The sequence below is a fragment of the Parasalinivibrio latis genome (genome assembly GCF_036825535.1).
GTDB classification, from domain to species: Bacteria; Pseudomonadota; Gammaproteobacteria; order Enterobacterales; family Vibrionaceae; genus Parasalinivibrio; species Parasalinivibrio latis.
Map to the genome: position 1 here is coordinate 1,470,619 of NZ_CP098812.1, position 15,902 is coordinate 1,486,520.

Genomic DNA, 15,902 nt, shown 5'->3' on the forward strand with positions numbered 1-15,902 from the left:
TGGTGTAAATTTGCACAATCAAACCACTGTGGTTGAAAATTCCCTTTACAGCCAAACCTCCTGCGTATAGTATTCGCCGCGTTCGGAGGGATGGCTGAGCGGTTGAAAGCACCGGTCTTGAAAACCGGCATACGTTAATAGCGTATCTAGGGTTCAAATCCCTATCCCTCCGCCACATTAGAAAAGGCCGCTGAGATTTCAGCGGCCTTTTTGCGTTTTCATGCCACTTTATGGATAGGGTGCAGAAGCCTAGACGGGAGGGACGGTATGTCTTCAGCCGAGCGAAGCGAGACAACGTTGCCCCGACGAAGTCGGAAACAGGCAACGACCCGAAGGGCAAGGGAGCGCAGCGACTGCGTCAATCCCTATCCCTCCGCCACATTTTTTCTCAAAAACTCTCAGAAATTCAAAGGATTTTTTGAATCTCTGCAAAGAAATGTCACACCCACATAAAGAGGTGAGACATATGTACCTACAAAAAATGCCTCCGGGCGTGTTCCATTTTCGTAAAGCTATGCCTCGGGATTTGACAGGAGCCGGTTACCCCTGCCATATCAAGATCAGCCTGTTGACCAAAGATCAGTCGCTTGCCATCAATCGAAATCTGGATATTGTCAAGGTCACCCATGAACTATGTGTAACAAATAAGACGTCTTACCCTACCTTTAAATCTCAACTCGATAGCAAGGTTGATACGTTTCGCGGTGACTATGTTTCATCGGGATTGATGGGTGTGACGGTAGCAGAAGGCGGTCAGGTGCATGCAGTGCACACTAAGTTCTGCTCAATGCGGATGTGCTGGATCTTTTTATCGATGACAAGTCACAGCAGGACTTTGTTCCCTGACGGTGATGCAACTATTGCATCGGATTTGCCAATTTATGACATTTTGCCCAAACCAGGATCAACTATCCTAACTCTTTGCGATCTGATCATTGAAGCGACTTCATTAGGTCGTATCATGGGGAAACCAAAGGGTAAAATTGCTAACTGGAAACGTTACAATCTGGCCTTAGCTCTGTGTGATTCGTAGACTTTTAGAATAGACAACGCCGTTATCAAGCATTGGTACAACAAGGAATCCTCAGACTGCTGTGGTCAAAATGATACCCTCAGTGACTCAGTCATCAGCACTGCCCTGATGATGTAAAGCGTCCTTAATCTTTACTTCTGTGTCTTGAAGTGGGGGGGGGGGGTACCATTATCAATGTAATGCTCGGCTTGGTACGCGTTGTTCACCTAACGCCTGTTTCATTTGCTGATCTATTTGGGTATTAATGGTGCTAATTGCTTTCACCATAGCTTGAGCGAATTCATCAAATGAACCGCCTCGGCAAACCAGATTAGTCCATTTTGGTGTTAGATCGTCATTGCGGCCATTTTGGAAAATCAAACTGTCATCGAACCAATAGAAGGCGTCAGTCATTACAACCTCTTCACCACTGCCCAATATTTCTATCGCAAATTGTGGCGTCTGATTTTGCAGAAGCAATGATACTTTGATGATATTAGGTAGAGTCAACTCAGTGACTAATTGGGTCTCGGATCTTTGCTCGGCGTAACCATCTCCGAAACTAAATTGAGTTTGCACTTGGTGCTCATCTGATCTAAGGGTGAAACTCTGGAGTTCAATTCCTTGATAGCTTTCGGCGGTTTCCTGCTTAAAAACCACATTGACTTGTTTATACTTAAACATCACGTAACTCCCTTTCGTTTGATGTTGATATTGGCGCTTGTATAATCCCTCAATAAGCCACACATATACACACTCAACTCTTGTCGAGATACTCACGTGAGAAAACAACGAGCCAAACCCGGCAAAAAGGCTATCGCCAGCTTTACCATCCTCTCATAAACCAGCGAAGATTTCAGAACTGATACATAACTGATTTGTTTAGTATATCGATACTATACTCAAGTGACTTCAAGATGCAGGATTCGGAGCATTGTCACTGCTTCTTAACTAGTCCCACTTAGCCACTGCCGCTAAAACTTCGCCTTGCCATAAAATGTGGTATTGTGTGGCATATGTGAGTTATCACGCCTTTAACCTCACACTTCCCACACCCTACAGGAAAAACCCACGTTATCGTTTTTACTGTCCCTTTACCCCAATCAGCCCAAAAACCTTATAAAATAAGCAAAGCAACACTACAAACACGGTTTATCACATGCAACTCGACTGACGCTCCTTTTCCATAAAGTAAGCGTTAAATCGATCCTTTGAACCTAAATTCCCACCAAAAACCACATAACCACATTACTTTTTGTTGTTTTATGTGACTTTAGTTGTGGTTTTTACCTGTGTATTTGTGGTTTTTCGTGACTTCTATCTTAGTTATTTTTTTAGGTTTATTGTCTAATACTCAGCAGAAAATAAGGAAAAACAAAAAATGCTAGCACAACAAAGAAAATCGATTATTGAAGCCATGGTAAAAGAAAAAGGCTCGCTCAAAGTAAGTGACCTAAGTGAAGAATTTAATGTATCGCAAGAAACGATTCGCCGAGACATCGATAAACTACAAGAAGAATGCACAAATATCGTTAAAATTCACGGCGGAGTATGTTACGTAAGTGATAATGGTGTACCAAGTACAGTTCGTAAAAATTTATTGGTTGAAGAAAAATTAGAATTAGCAAAAAAATCAGTTTCTTTAATTAAAAATGGCGACATTGTATTTTTTGATTGCAGTACTACATCACTTTGCATCGTTCAAGAATTAATAAAGTCAGAAAAGAAAGTATCCATTATTTCAAACTCATCAATTGTAAATGACTATGTAAAAGGCAGTCACCTAAAATTAATTATGATTGGTGGTATATATTGTGATGACAATGATTCATATACTGGTTCTATTGCAATTGACCTTTTAAGTAAATTTTCCGCAAATAGAGCATTTATTAGTTGTCCAAGCTTCAACCTAGAAAAAGGGCTTTACGATAATAGTGAAGATGAAGCAATGATTCGTCATTTAATGATGAAAAACAGCAAGCAAGTAATTTTGGTTGTAGACCACACCAAATTTGACTCATTCAGTTTAATGAAAATATCTGATGTTGATTGTGTTGATGTACTAATAACCGATAAAAAACTGACAGATGACGAACAACGTATCTGCTCTACTTCTAATGTCACTATCCTTTAGGCCGTAACATGGATAATTTTAAGTTCACATGCAAAACCGAAGTTCATTTCGGTAAAGATGAACACCTTAAAGTGGGCGATTACATCAAACCTTTTGGTAAGAAAGTGTTGATTCATTATGATGGTAATCGCATTGAAACCAATGGGTTACTTGATGCTGTCACTCACTCATTAAAAACAAATGGCATTGAGTACGTCACCCTAAATAACGTTGTGCCTAACCCGCTTCTATCTGGGGTAAAAGAAGGCGTGCAAATGTGTCGCGAAATCGGTGTCGATTTCATTCTGGCGATTGGTGGCGGTAGCGTTATCGATTCAGCAAAAACGATCGCTATGGGCGTTTTGCATCAAGGTGATGTATGGAATTTCTTTACCGGTAGCGAAACACCAAGCCAAGTACTACCTGTAGGTGTAATTCTTACCATTTGTGGTTCTGGTTCAGAGATGTCTGAAAGCGCCATCATCACGCACGATGAGCTTAAACTTAAGAAAGGCGTAGACAATTCTCAGCTTTTCCCTCGTTTTGCAATTTTGAATCCAGAGCTAACCTATAGCTTACCAAAACCACTGCTAGCATCAGGTATTGCTGATGCGATGTCACACACTCTTGAGCGTTACTTTACTACCACAGAATGTTCACTATTGAACGACTACATGATGGAAGGTTTGCTTAAGATGTTACTCGCCATCTCACCTGCACTGATGGAAGACCACACGAACTACGATTTAATGGCGGAATACATGTGGGCAGCCACCATTTGCCATAATGGCTTGTTTGACACTGGCCGTAGTTCTGATTGGGCATCACACCGCATTGAGCATGAGATCAGTGGCCTATACAATATCACTCACGGTGCTGGCATGGCGATTATTTTCCCTGCCTGGATGCATTACTTAATTGAGAACAACAAGCTTGAGCGTTTAGTTCGTTTGGCAGAAAACGTGTTTGGTGTTCAAAAAGGCAACCCAGAAGAGAAAGCACAAGCCGCAATCAATGGGTTTGTTCAAGCATTCAAAGCTATGAATCTGTCAACTTCATTGACTGAATCAAATATTCCAATCAATGAATTCGACAAAGTGGCTATTCAAGCATTAAACGGCAATGAAACACTTGGTCGTTATATTCAATTAGCACGCAAAGATATTATTCGCGTACTAGAAATCGCTGCGTAATATTTTCTAAAAACTCAATATATATATAGGCTTTCGCTATGATGTTTGAAAAGCAGAGAGAGCTGATCGTTAAATATTGCAATAAAATGGTCAGCACAGGTTTAACACGTGGCACTGGTGGCAACATTAGTATTTATTCCCGCGAAGATAAATTAGTAATTATCTCTCCAAGTGGAATAGATTATGAAACTATGACAGCAGAAGATGTTGTCGTTATCGATTTGGATGGCAATGTAGTAGAAGGTGATAACAGACCATCTTCGGAATATGCTTTACACACGGTTTTCTATAAGAATCGTGATGACATTAATTCCGTGGTTCATGCTCACCCTATTTATTCCTCAACATTAGCAACTCTAGGGATGGAAATTCCATCAGCATATTATTTAAACGCAGTTTGTGGCGGCCCAAATGTACGCTGCGCTAACTATGCTTTAAATGGAACGGAAGAATTAGCAAATAATGTATTTGAAGCAATGGAAGAACGATATGTCGTTTTAATGGCAAACCACGGTTTAGTCGCTGGTGCTAAAGATATTGCAAACGCGTTTAACAAGGCGGAAGAAATAGAGTTGTCTGCTGAGATTTATTACAAGGCTAAATTGCTTGGCACTCCAAATATTATCAGTAATGAAGGAGTTCAAGAGATGTTAGTTGCGTTTAAAAAATACAGTCAAGTGACTACTAAATAGGACTTTAATGATGACTAAGAAAAGTAATTTTATTGGCTTACTGCCTCTCATTTTCTTCATTGTTATTTATGTATTAACTGGTGTTTACGCTGACAACTTTTCAAGTATGCCATTGCTAGTGGCGTTTACTCTTTCTGTGGTTGTAGCGTTAATAATTCAACCAAAAGGCAAGAAAGATACGTTCGAAGAGAAGATGAATATCTTCACTAAAGCAGCAGGTGATAGCGACATCATCATGATGGTGCTTATCTTCCTACTTGCTGGTGCATTTTACTCAGTAACGGACCAAATGGGTGCGGTTAACTCCATAGTTAACTTCGGCCTATCTATCATTCCTTCAAACATGGTTCTAGTGGGTATTTTCGTTATCGGTTGTATTCTATCTTTCTCGATGGGTACTTCTATGGGCGCAATCACAGCTCTAGCGCCGATCGGTGTGGGTGTTGCAGAGCAAGTGGGTGGTAACCCTGCGCTAATCATGGCAACGGTTGTTGGTGGCGCGATGTTCGGTGATAACTGTTCATTCGTATCGGATACAACGATCGCGGCTTGTCGTACTCAAGGCGTAACACTAAAAGAAAAATTCAAATACAACTTCATCACTGTTCTACCAGCGATCATCGGTACAATCATTCTGCTAGCGATCATTCCTTTCGGTAACGGTGCTGAGACAGTCGTTGGTGAATACTCACTAATCAACATTACTCCTTACGTTCTGATCATCGTTGCTGCTCTTGCTGGTCTGCATGTTATGGGCGTATTAGCACTAGGTGTGGTTGCAGGTATCGTGATTGGTTTCATGAACGGCAGCTTAGACTACCTATCAGCGCTTGAATCAGTACAACGTGGTATGGGTTGGATGCAAAACCTAGGCATGATCGCCATCGTGGTATCTGGTCTAGTTGGTCTAATGAAGCACTACGGTGGTATCGACTTCCTACTAGAGAAAATCACAGCGCGTTCAAACGGTGCATTTGGCGGCCAAGTTGGTATTGCTAGCCTAGTAAGCTTAATCACACTAGCAACGACTAACAACACTATCGGTATCTTAACTGCAGGTACTATCGCCAAAGATATCTCTGAGAAATACGGTATCAACAAAGTTCAAACGGCTTCTCTACTCGATATCTGTGGCTGTGCAATGAATGGTTTGATGCCATACGCTGGTCAGTTCCTGATGGTTGCAGGCCTAGCTCAAATTTCACCAGTATCAGTAATGCCTTACGCATTCTACCCAATGCTAATGCTAGTGATGGCTCTAATCTCAATGGTTTATTTCTCTAAGAAAACTGCACTAATCGCAGCAACCAAAGCAGCATAGGAAACACTCATGGAACGTCAAGATTACGAACTCGCGTTTATGATGCAATATGAAAATGTTGCATGGTATGAAGATGGTATGGTGCGAATTTTGGATCGCCGCGTCTACCCATACAAAAAAGAATTCGTTCGTTGCACTCACTACCAAGAAGTAGCGCAAGCCATCACAGATATGGTGACACAAAGTGCAGGCCCTTACACGGCTGCTGCAATGGGTATGGCGCTGGCTGCTGACCAATGTAAAACATTGTCTGCTGACGAGCAGATGGCATTTTTAGAGAATGCAGCATATGCCCTATCTCACGCTCGCCCAACGACTGTGAACCGCATGACTATCGTGGTGAATGGTTGCTTGGAAGTGGCTCGCAATGCAATGCAATCTGGTGAAGTGTTATCACAAGCGATTTTCGAGCATGCGATTCACTCCTTAAACAAACGCTACAGCGCAATTGGTGAAGTAGCAAAATACTTGGTTAAGCTAATCCCTGACAACGGCAAAATCCTGACTCAGTGCTTTGGTGAAACCATCATCGGCACCATGATTCGTGAAGCGAAACGTCAGGGTAAGAACATCGAGTTTTTCTGTGCGGAGACTCGTCCATTCTTCCAAGGAGCGCGTTTTACCGCCACTGTGGCGCAAAATCAGGGCATTAAAGTCACTGTACTAGCTGACAACATGATTGCATACGCGATGCAGCATCTAGGCATCAACATATTCACCTCAGCCGCGGACAGCATCACGCTTGACGGTCATGTGGTGAACAAGGTTGGTACTCTACAAATCGCAATTTTGGCTCAACACTTTGGTATTCCTTACTACGTAACGGGTATTCCGGATGTGGATTTAGCCACTATCGATCAAGTTGTGATTGAGCAACGCGATCCTTTAGAAACAATGACATTAATGGGTCAACGCATCACTGAAGAAGGTGTGGAATCAATTTACCCATCATTCGATATTACCGGTCCAAAACTGGTTAATGGTGTGGTGACTGATATTGGTATCTACAGCCCATTTGATCTGAAATCTTACGCAGAAAATAATAATAAATTTTGGAGCTAAATAGCCATGTACTCTACTCACTTTAAATTAGGTTTCGAAGATATTCCTAACTACATCGAAGAAAAATTGCACTTCTTTGGCAAAACAGATGGTCTGGAAATTAAAGAGCTCAGTGACGGTAACATTAACTATGTTTACAAAATCACTGACCAAGAAAACAATCGTTCATTGATTCTGAAGCAAGCGGACGTCGTACTGCGCTCCAGCGGTCGCCCACTGGATGTAAAACGCAGTGAAATTGAAGCAACTATGCTACAAATTCAGCATAAGTTGGCACCAGAGATGATCCCTGAGGTTTACCTATATGACCCTGTCATGTCGGTAACATTTATGGAAGACGTATCGGAATTTAAAAACTTCCGTTACGAAATGATGGAGCGTCAGGTTTTCCCATCATTCCATAAACAAATTATCAGCTACTTCTCTAAAACGGCTCTAGGCACTACTGATCTGATTCTAAACCGTGCAGAGAAGAAAGCCAACGTAGCGAAATTCACTAACGTTGAACTGTGTGATATTTCAGAAGACTTAGTATTCACTGAACCTTTCAATGATTACAAAGGTCGTAACATCATCACTCAAGGTAACGAAGAGTATGTTAAAGAGCATATCTATTCGAACCACCAATTAGTCTCTGAGGCGATGAAGCTACGCTACAACTTCATGAACAACGCACAAGCATTGATTCACGGTGACCTCCATTCTGGTTCGATTTTCATCAACCACAATGGCATTAAGGTGCTTGATCCTGAGTTCGCATTCTACGGTCCAATCGGTTACGACATCGGTAATGTGATTGCGCACCTAGTAATGCCAGCAATGGTGTGCCAAGTAACCGATGAAGAGTCAGAAACTAAAGACAACTTCATCAACTGGGTTGCATCCACAGTGCCTGCAATTTTGTACGGTTTTGAACGCGAGTTCAAAAAAGCTTACCTAGCTACTGTGCAAGAAGATGTCGCTAAGAATGAAATGTTTGTTGAATGGTACACGCGCCAAATCGTTGCGGATGCAAAAGGCTACGCTGGCCTTGAAATTATCCGCCGCGTAATCGGTGACACCAAAGTGAAAGAACTTGAAACAATCCAAGATAGCGAGCAGCGTATAGCCGTTGAACGCAAGCTAATTGAGTTGGCATCAAGCTTGATCATTGACCGCGAAGTAAATGGTCAGGATATGCACTCGCTCCTAAGTGCACTAACTGGTTAATACCCATTAAAAAATCATCCCCCTAAACAAAGAACCGCTTTTGCGGTTCTTTTTATCGCAGCGTAAAAACCAAACTAATCAAAATGGAAACAAAACCACTTATGCATGACTGGGGTTTCGTTTTCCGTCGGATTAGTCCGCTCACTCTATTTGTTGATAATGTTGTGGTAGATATGTCTGGTTCAAAAAACGCTAACACAGCCATCGCACCATCAGCGGTCGCACTTTTACCTTTGGTGGTATTTCTCACTCTTTTTATTGGTGTGGGTACATACTTTTCTTTTCAAGGCGTGGATTTCGCGTTCTATCAGCTGCCAGCTCCTATCGCAGTATTACCTGCGGTGATCCTAGCGCTTACACTAAGCAAAGATAAACTCAATCATTCTATTGAACACTTTATGCATGGCGTCGGGCATCCAGACATCATTGCGATGTGTTTGATCTATCTACTCGCGGGAGCCTTTGCCGCCGTTGCCAAAGCATCAGGGGGTGTCGATGCTACTGTTAACCTTGGGCTATCGGCTATTCCGACTAGCATGATTTTGCCGGGTATTTTCCTGATTTCTGCATTTATCGCCACTGCCATGGGCACTTCAATGGGCACCATCGCGGCAGTTGCCCCGGTTGCACTGGGTATCTCTCAATCTGCTGGCATGAGCCTTCCATTAACAGCTGGCGTGGTACTAAGTGGTGCCATGTTTGGCGATAACCTTTCCATCATCTCTGACACTACTATCGCCGCAACCCGTTCACAAGGGTGCGAGATGAAGGATAAGTTCAGAGAAAACATTCGGATTGCGCTACCAGCCGCTTTTATCGCACTGGTGATTTTTACCTTCCGTAGCGCAGCAACACATGTTCCTGAAACAGATGCGATTGAGTGGCTGAAAGTTCTGCCATACGTAACGATTCTATTACTAGCGATATGTGGCATGAACGTGTTTGTCGTGCTAACCATTGGCATCGTTCTAGCGGGTTGCGTCAGCTTGTCATCAATCGATAACTACAGCCTCACCACTTTTGCTCAAGATATCTACTCAGGCTTTGGTAATATGCAAGAGATCTTCCTACTGTCATTGCTTATTGGTGGTCTGAGTGAACTGATGCGCCGTCAAGGTGGCCTTGCATTCCTAACTAATCTCGTGAGTGGCGTCATTCGCAGCTTTGATTCTAATCACTCAAACGAAGCGAATGGACGCGCGAGTGAGCTAGGAATTGCTGGGCTAGTTTCGATGGTGAATGTTTGCACAGCAAACAACACTGTCGCCATCATTGTCTCTGGTAGTGTGGCCCGCCAAATCGCAGCAGAGAACAATGTAACGCCACGTCGTGCGGGCAGTTTATTGGATATCTTCGCTTGTGTGACTCAAGGCGTATTACCTTATGGCGCACAAGTTTTGCTGTTGGGTTCAGTCTTCAACCTTTCGCCGGTAGATGTGGTGGCTAATTCTTACTACTGTTTTGCGCTGGTAATTACCTCTTTACTTGCAGTGTTTATAAAACATCTAGAACATCACCCGACAGTTCTGCCTAAAAGGCCCAGAGCGGTTAAAATATCAAAGACCCGTTCTGCAGCTAATCGCAAAGCGGCTCCGTTTAAGTGAACTGCAATGCGCTTAATCGCGGGCTTTGTCGTATCTATTGCCCCAGTTTTTCCACCAGAAAATCAATAAATGCACGTAGAGCGGGGTTGGGGTACTTCATCCCATGGTATACCGCATATATCTCACCGCTAGAGCCCTCTTGGGTAGAGGCTTGCCAGTCCGGCAGGCATTGGACCAGCTTTCCTTCTGAAATAAGCCCCCGCATCATCCATTCTGAGATATTTACGATTCCTGCACCGTGAACGGCGGCTTCTACCAACGGTGTACCACCACGGGAAGAAAGGTTGCCTCGGACATTAACCTTCACACGCTTTCCTTTGTTGTGAAAATACCAACTGACCCTCTGCCGGTTGTTGCCGAGCGTAAGGCAGTTGTGCTTCGCTAGATCATCTGGATGGGTTGGGGTACCACGCAGTTTTAGGTAACTTGGAGATGCGCAAAGCATTGTGTTGTTAGGCAATAGTCGTCTGGCGTGGAGAGAGGAATCCGGTGGTTGCCCGATACGAATCCCAAGATCAGTATTTTCTGCATTCAGGTCTACAATGCGGTTTTCCAGTTCTAATTCGACAGATACGCCAGGGTTGCGGGCAAGAAACTCGGGTAAAACCGGGCAAATGCAAAGCCGGCCAAAACTCTCAAAGGCAGAAATGCGCAGCAGGCCTTCAGGTTCCCGTTTTACCTGGCGCATCTCAGATACCAACTCGTCGGCCTGCAAGAGAAGTTGGGTACTGCTTTCGAGGAAGCGTTCGCCTTCCTCTGTAAGCAACAACTGACGGGTACTGCGCTTGAACAAAGCGGTGTTGAGGTGGTTTTCCAGGTTATCGATATTCCTGGCCACGGAAGAGGGGGCCACGTTTAGCACGGCTGCTGCTTTGGAAAAACTGCCCAACTCTACCACTTTTATGAAGATGCGAATCAGATCCAGCATATTGGCTTCTATACAAATACAGATACCTGCCAATGATGCCATAAATAGCTTTTGCATTGGATGCATGACTGTTTCAGTTAATGTATGTATTCACGCACATATCGGATTAATCAACAATGCCCTCATCGAAGCAAACCGGGAATATCCGGTTGCCATGTCCTAAAAACTGACATTTGAGTGAGGTCGTTATGTTTAACCAGCACCGTTTAAATTACGCTGAACTGGACGCTGAGTCCTACAAGCTTCTCTATGACATGGAAATCCATTTGGAGAGCTGTGAAATTTCGGACCATTTGAAAACACTGATTAAGTTAAAAGCGTCCATGATTAACAAATGCGCATTTTGTATTCAAATGCATACGCAGGAGGGGCACAAAGCAGGCCTGACAGAGCAACAAATGTTTGCTGTTGCTGCCTGGGAGGAATCTCCGCTCTTTGGTGACACAGAACGGGCAGTACTTGCGCTGACCGAAGAGGTCACACTGGTATCCGAGCATGGTATTTCTGAAGTGGTATATCAACAAGCCCTGGCTTTGTTGGGAGAGAAAACCCTGGCGCAATGTATCACCCAGATTGTGACGATTAATGTCTGGAACCGGATAGCACTGGCAACCCGGATGTACTTCGAAAATCAATACCTGCGAATATGATTGGCAGCACGGAATGGTCGGTTATGCCGGCCATTTTTTGTTTAAGAGTCATGTTATTATCGGGGTGAAACATTTTGCGGAGAGCAGACATGGAAGTACAAAGCCACATTCGTGAGGCAACAGAAAAAGATGCCGAGGGTTTGCAACGTTGTATGGAGCAGGCATATGCCCTGTATGTTCCCCGGTTGGGAGGTCAGCTTCTTCCCCCGCAACTGGCAAACTATGAAGAGGAAATCTCTAACTATCCCGTTTGGGTCATTGAAGCAAACGGAGAAATTGCCGCCGGGCTGGTTATGCACTTTGAAAATAAACAAGCTTCGTTGATGAATATCGCCGTGTCGCCGGATTTTCAGGGACAGGGTTTCGGGAAAGCATTGATGATCTTCGCTGAAAATCAGGCAAAAGAACGCGACTGCGAAGTCATGGAACTGGCTACGCATTATATGCTGGTGGAAAACGTAGCCCTTTACCAACGCGCAGGATGGGAAACCTATGATATGGATGACCTGCGCATCTATATGAAAAAAACGTTAGTCTAGTCAGTGAATTTGTAACTGACCCCCAAGGTGACCGCCCAACCCAGATCTCTTCTGACCAGTGGGCTGTCACTGTCGTGATGCGTGAACTCAGCTTTTATGATACCCAGCCAATCCGGGGTGATATCGTAAATTCCAATTAAACCAGCTTGATATACCCAGGAACTGTCAGCATTAAATTGCGCAAGCCCCGAAGCGGCGGCCTCTTGAGCTGAAATGCCGTAAAGGTGCTCGGAAAGGTTTTGATCGCGGTAGTCGAGTTCCACATAAGGTGATACCGCAAAATGGTCAATGGGTGTGTCAAATACCCGTCCCAGATGAAGCTGGATTTCGTAACCATTGTGGACGCTGGTAACGTCATTAAGAAACGTCAGCCGTGCGCCAACGGTACCCAGTGTCAGTCCCAGCTCTCCATTACCCTCTCTTGATTCAATGCCTGACGGAAGGGAGTCAAAATCATCTGAGACTTCTGCGAAACGCCATTGGCCGGTGATTCCCAACCATGGCATCACCGCTACATTCAGTAACCCTCCATCTATAAACCCGTACTCTCCGTTATAGAAAAGGTTCGGTTCGGCGATAAACCCGGCACTGTCTTCAGAGAATACGGTTTGCCCAACTCCCAGGCTACCGCCAACAAATCCGTAGTCATAGTATTCCTCCTGAGCCATCACTTGCCCTGTGAGCAGGGGGATGATACCGGCAAAGATTAAGCTGGGTCTGAACTGCATTTTTTGCGTCTCCGTTTGGTTCCTTCATGAATAAGAACGGGGAAACTGGATATTACTTGCAAGGGGATAGCCCAAAATTTATTGCGTTACGGGAGGTTGGATGCGGAGGCATTGTCAGATTTCTTTACAACTTGAAATTGGAACATCTTTTCGAAAATGAAAACGAACACGATATCAAGCTGCTGAAGGCCCGGCATATTCCTTGCGTCTTGTTGATAGGCATTCCCTATGGTGCATTCCAATACCCAGGACGGTGAACCATGAACACGCGGCTATCTCCAATTCATTTTCTCTTTTCTCTATTTCTACTGTTTTCACTGCCGGCTAAGGCGGTGTTTCTGGAAGCGGATGCTCTGGAATCTGACGGTGTGAATACCACGGTTGACCTGTGGTTTTTCTCCTTTACAGGCGTTGGTCCCAATACGAATTTTATTCAGGCAAACGATATAACACCGATTCTTGGCTCCGATCTGGATATGGTGATCTACCTTGATGATGGAACGTTCAGCAATGTATTTGCGTCAGACCTTACGGTAGGTGCAGAGCCTCAAATTGCTAACTATCCTGTGGGGGACTATGTCGCGGTGATAGGGAATAACGGCCTGACGGTAGGGCAGTTTGGCCCTTATTATGTCGACAACTCACTTGGTGTGAACACGCTGCAATATGAATTTAACGGGCCAGAACCGAATAATGATACGCTGATTAACATCAATTGCGTGTTGTCAGGTAACCTTGATGGCACTTACACCACGCGGGTACTTAACCAAAATACCTGCCGGTTGCCGCCCTCCAAGGTCAGTGAGCCGGGTGTCTTCGTCGTATTTTTATTTGGGCTGGCCGGTTTGGTGTTTGCCCGGCGCAGATTTCGGGGTTAATGTGTTTGGGATAAAAAGGGGTAGCACTTGCTACCCCTTAGTCGTTTAGTTCGCCAATCAGGCGCTCTGTTTTTCCTGCGCATCTTCGCAGCCGATGTACCCACCGGTCTGGTGTGCCCAAAGCTGGGCGTAGATACCACAGCCTTCAACTAACTCTTGGTGAGTTCCCTGTTCTACAATCCGGCCCTGATCGAGGACGACCAGGCGATCCATCTGGGCGATGGTAGAGAGTCGGTGGGCGATGGCAATCACCGTTTTACCTTCCATCAATTGATAGAGGCTTTCCTGAATTGCAGCCTCGACCTCTGAGTCCAGCGCGGATGTCGCTTCGTCCAGTACCAGTATTGGTGCGTCTTTCAATAGTGCACGGGCAATGGCAATACGTTGGCGCTGACCACCCGAGAGCTTCACGCCGCGCTCACCGACCTGGGCATCATAACCGCTGTTGCCGAAAGGATCGGTGAGGTCGTTGATAAACTCGTGTGCGTGGGCACGGTGGCTGGCTGTCAGCAGTTCTTCCTCTGTGGCATCAGGGCGGCCGTAAAGGATGTTCTCCCGGATAGAGCGGTGGAGCAGGGAGGTATCCTGAGTCACCATACCAATTTGTGCCCGCAGAGAGTCCTGCGTTACGTCGGACACATTCTGGCCGTCAATCAGTACACTGCCTTTTTCAACATCGTGGAAACGCAAAAGCAAGTTAACCAGCGTAGACTTCCCGGCTCCGGAACGCCCGACCAGGCCCACTTTCTCACCCGGCTTGATATTCAGGTCCAGGTGGTCAATCACGCCTTTTTTCTCTCCGTAATGGAAGCTGATGTCTTTGAAGTGGATGTTACCGTCTGTCACTTCCATGTCGCTGGCATCCGGCTTGTCTTCAATGGCGACCGGCTTGGCGAGCGTTTTCATGCCGTCTACGACGGTACCGAGGTTTTCAAACAGCGCACCAACTTCCCACATGATCCAGTGGGACATACCGTTGATACGAAGCGCAAGGCTCACAGCAACAGCAATAGCACCAATGGAAATCGCATCATGGAGCCACAGCCAGATGGAAATGCCGGAAATCGCAAATACCAGGACGTAGTTGGCAAATTCCACACACATTGAAAAAGCGGTTACCAGACGCATCTGGCGGTGAACGGTATCGAGGAATCCTTTCATGCCTTCTTCGGCATAGTCTGATTCCCTGGCAGTGTGTGAGAAGAGCTTAACGGTATTGATGTTGGTGTAGCTGTCGACAATCCGTCCGGTCATGGTGGCGCGGGCATCAGCCTGCTCCTGGGAAACGGCCTTCAGGCGCGGCACAAAATACAGCTGGATGCCGATATAGGCTAAAAGCCAAAGCAACAGCGGCAACATCAGGCGCAAATCTGCGCTGCCAATCATCACCAGCATTGCGAGGAAATAGACCGAGATATAGACGGCGACATCGGCCAGTTTCATAACGGATTCGCGCACTGCCAGCGCAGTTTGCATCACTTTGGTGGCGATACGCCCGGAAAACTCATCCTGATAGAAGCTCACGCTCTGGCGCAGCAGGAACCGGTGTGCCAGCCAGCGAATAGCCATCGGGTAGTTACCCAGAAGCGTCTGGTGAACCAGCAGGTTGTGAACCAGCAGCAAGATTGGAATACCTACCAGAATAAGGACACTCCAGCCAAACAGCGTCCAGCCTTCTTCTGCAAGGAATGTCGCTTTGTCATGATTTGACAGCCAGTCCACCATCTGGCCCATAAAGCCAAACAGTGAGACCTCCAGCATAGCGATAATGGCGCCAAGAATGGTCATTGCCAGCAGTGGTTTTTCAAAGCCTTTGGTGTAATGACGGCAAAAGGCAAATATCCCTTCGGGTGGCTGCGTAGGCTGCTCCGGAGGGAAAGCGGACGTCAGGCTTTCAAAACGTTTAAATAGCATGTGATTTTCCGAGAAGGTAGACAGGTGCGAGCCAGCCGGAGTGGCCGGTTAACTGGTTG

Annotated in this window: 14 protein-coding genes, 1 tRNA gene and 1 pseudogene; 12 read left to right on the plus strand and 4 right to left on the minus strand. The window is 45.3% G+C overall.

Translation table 11 applies throughout. The annotated features are described in order from the left end of the window. Window positions 1-84: 84 nt before the first annotated feature. A tRNA-Ser gene (locus NF212_RS07075) sits at window positions 85-175 on the plus strand. Window positions 176-466: 291 nt separating this feature from the next. Continuing rightward, window positions 467-1,033 carry a hypothetical protein gene (locus NF212_RS07080; protein WP_434360100.1) on the plus strand — a complete coding sequence of 189 codons (567 nt, stop codon included), beginning with the start codon at window positions 467-469 and terminating at the stop codon, window positions 1,031-1,033. Between the two features lie 171 nt (window positions 1,034-1,204). On the opposite strand, the gene NF212_RS07085 is transcribed toward NF212_RS07080, so the two are convergent. After that, window positions 1,205-1,696: a hypothetical protein gene (locus NF212_RS07085; protein ID WP_434360102.1), complete on the minus strand. Its 492-nt coding sequence runs from the start codon at window positions 1,694-1,696 to the stop codon at window positions 1,205-1,207. Between the two features lie 697 nt (window positions 1,697-2,393). On the opposite strand from NF212_RS07085, the gene NF212_RS07090 reads away from it, so the two are divergent. The 7 genes and pseudogenes from NF212_RS07090 to NF212_RS07120 form a co-directional block, all read left to right on the plus strand. Continuing rightward, on the plus strand, window positions 2,394-3,146 hold the full coding sequence (locus NF212_RS07090; RefSeq protein ID WP_434360104.1) for a DeoR/GlpR family DNA-binding transcription regulator: 753 nt from the start codon (window positions 2,394-2,396) through the stop codon (window positions 3,144-3,146). 8 nt (window positions 3,147-3,154) lie between these two features. After that, window positions 3,155-4,318, plus strand: coding sequence for an iron-containing alcohol dehydrogenase (locus tag NF212_RS07095; RefSeq protein ID WP_434360106.1), 1,164 nt, complete (start codon window positions 3,155-3,157; stop codon window positions 4,316-4,318). A gap of 38 nt (window positions 4,319-4,356) precedes the next feature. Continuing rightward, window positions 4,357-5,010: an L-fuculose-phosphate aldolase gene (locus NF212_RS07100; protein WP_434360108.1), complete on the plus strand. Its 654-nt coding sequence runs from the start codon at window positions 4,357-4,359 to the stop codon at window positions 5,008-5,010. A gap of 7 nt (window positions 5,011-5,017) precedes the next feature. Further along, a complete protein-coding gene (locus NF212_RS07105; RefSeq protein ID WP_434360110.1) occupies window positions 5,018-6,331 on the plus strand; it encodes a Na+/H+ antiporter NhaC family protein in 1,314 nt (437 codons plus the stop codon). 9 nt (window positions 6,332-6,340) lie between these two features. Then, entirely contained in the window at window positions 6,341-7,393 is a 1,053-nt protein-coding gene (locus NF212_RS07110; RefSeq protein ID WP_434360112.1) for a s-methyl-5-thioribose-1-phosphate isomerase, read from the plus strand. A 6-nt stretch (window positions 7,394-7,399) separates the two neighbouring features. Further along, entirely contained in the window at window positions 7,400-8,602 is a 1,203-nt protein-coding gene (gene mtnK, locus NF212_RS07115; RefSeq protein WP_434360114.1) for an S-methyl-5-thioribose kinase, read from the plus strand. Between the two features lie 173 nt (window positions 8,603-8,775). Next, window positions 8,776-10,107, plus strand: a pseudogene (locus tag NF212_RS07120) (Na+/H+ antiporter NhaC family protein); the annotation flags it as partial. A gap of 133 nt (window positions 10,108-10,240) precedes the next feature. Here NF212_RS07120 and NF212_RS07125 read toward each other — a convergent pair. Beyond that, a complete protein-coding gene (locus tag NF212_RS07125; protein ID WP_434360845.1) occupies window positions 10,241-11,134 on the minus strand; it encodes a LysR family transcriptional regulator in 894 nt (297 codons plus the stop codon). A 188-nt stretch (window positions 11,135-11,322) separates the two neighbouring features. Between NF212_RS07125 and NF212_RS07130 the strand changes: the two genes are divergently transcribed. Both NF212_RS07130 and NF212_RS07135 read left to right on the plus strand, forming a co-directional pair. After that, on the plus strand, window positions 11,323-11,784 hold the full coding sequence (locus NF212_RS07130; protein WP_434360116.1) for a carboxymuconolactone decarboxylase family protein: 462 nt from the start codon (window positions 11,323-11,325) through the stop codon (window positions 11,782-11,784). Window positions 11,785-11,873: 89 nt separating this feature from the next. Continuing rightward, entirely contained in the window at window positions 11,874-12,323 is a 450-nt protein-coding gene (locus NF212_RS07135) for a GNAT family N-acetyltransferase (RefSeq protein WP_434360118.1), read from the plus strand. Here NF212_RS07135 and NF212_RS07140 read toward each other — a convergent pair. Next, window positions 12,320-13,051, minus strand: a complete 732-nt coding sequence (locus NF212_RS07140; protein WP_434360120.1) for a MipA/OmpV family protein — start codon at window positions 13,049-13,051, stop codon at window positions 12,320-12,322. The two genes, NF212_RS07135 and NF212_RS07140, sit on opposite strands and share 4 nt — an antisense overlap. 260 nt (window positions 13,052-13,311) lie before the next feature. Here NF212_RS07140 and NF212_RS07145 point away from each other — a divergent pair, with 260 nt between their 5' ends. Then, window positions 13,312-13,929, plus strand: a complete 618-nt coding sequence (locus NF212_RS07145; RefSeq protein WP_434360122.1) for a hypothetical protein — start codon at window positions 13,312-13,314, stop codon at window positions 13,927-13,929. A 57-nt stretch (window positions 13,930-13,986) separates the two neighbouring features. Here NF212_RS07145 and NF212_RS07150 read toward each other — a convergent pair whose 3' ends face one another. Then, window positions 13,987-15,843 carry an ABC transporter ATP-binding protein gene (locus NF212_RS07150; protein WP_434360124.1) on the minus strand — a complete coding sequence of 619 codons (1,857 nt, stop codon included), beginning with the start codon at window positions 15,841-15,843 and terminating at the stop codon, window positions 13,987-13,989. Window positions 15,844-15,902 lie beyond the last annotated feature (59 nt).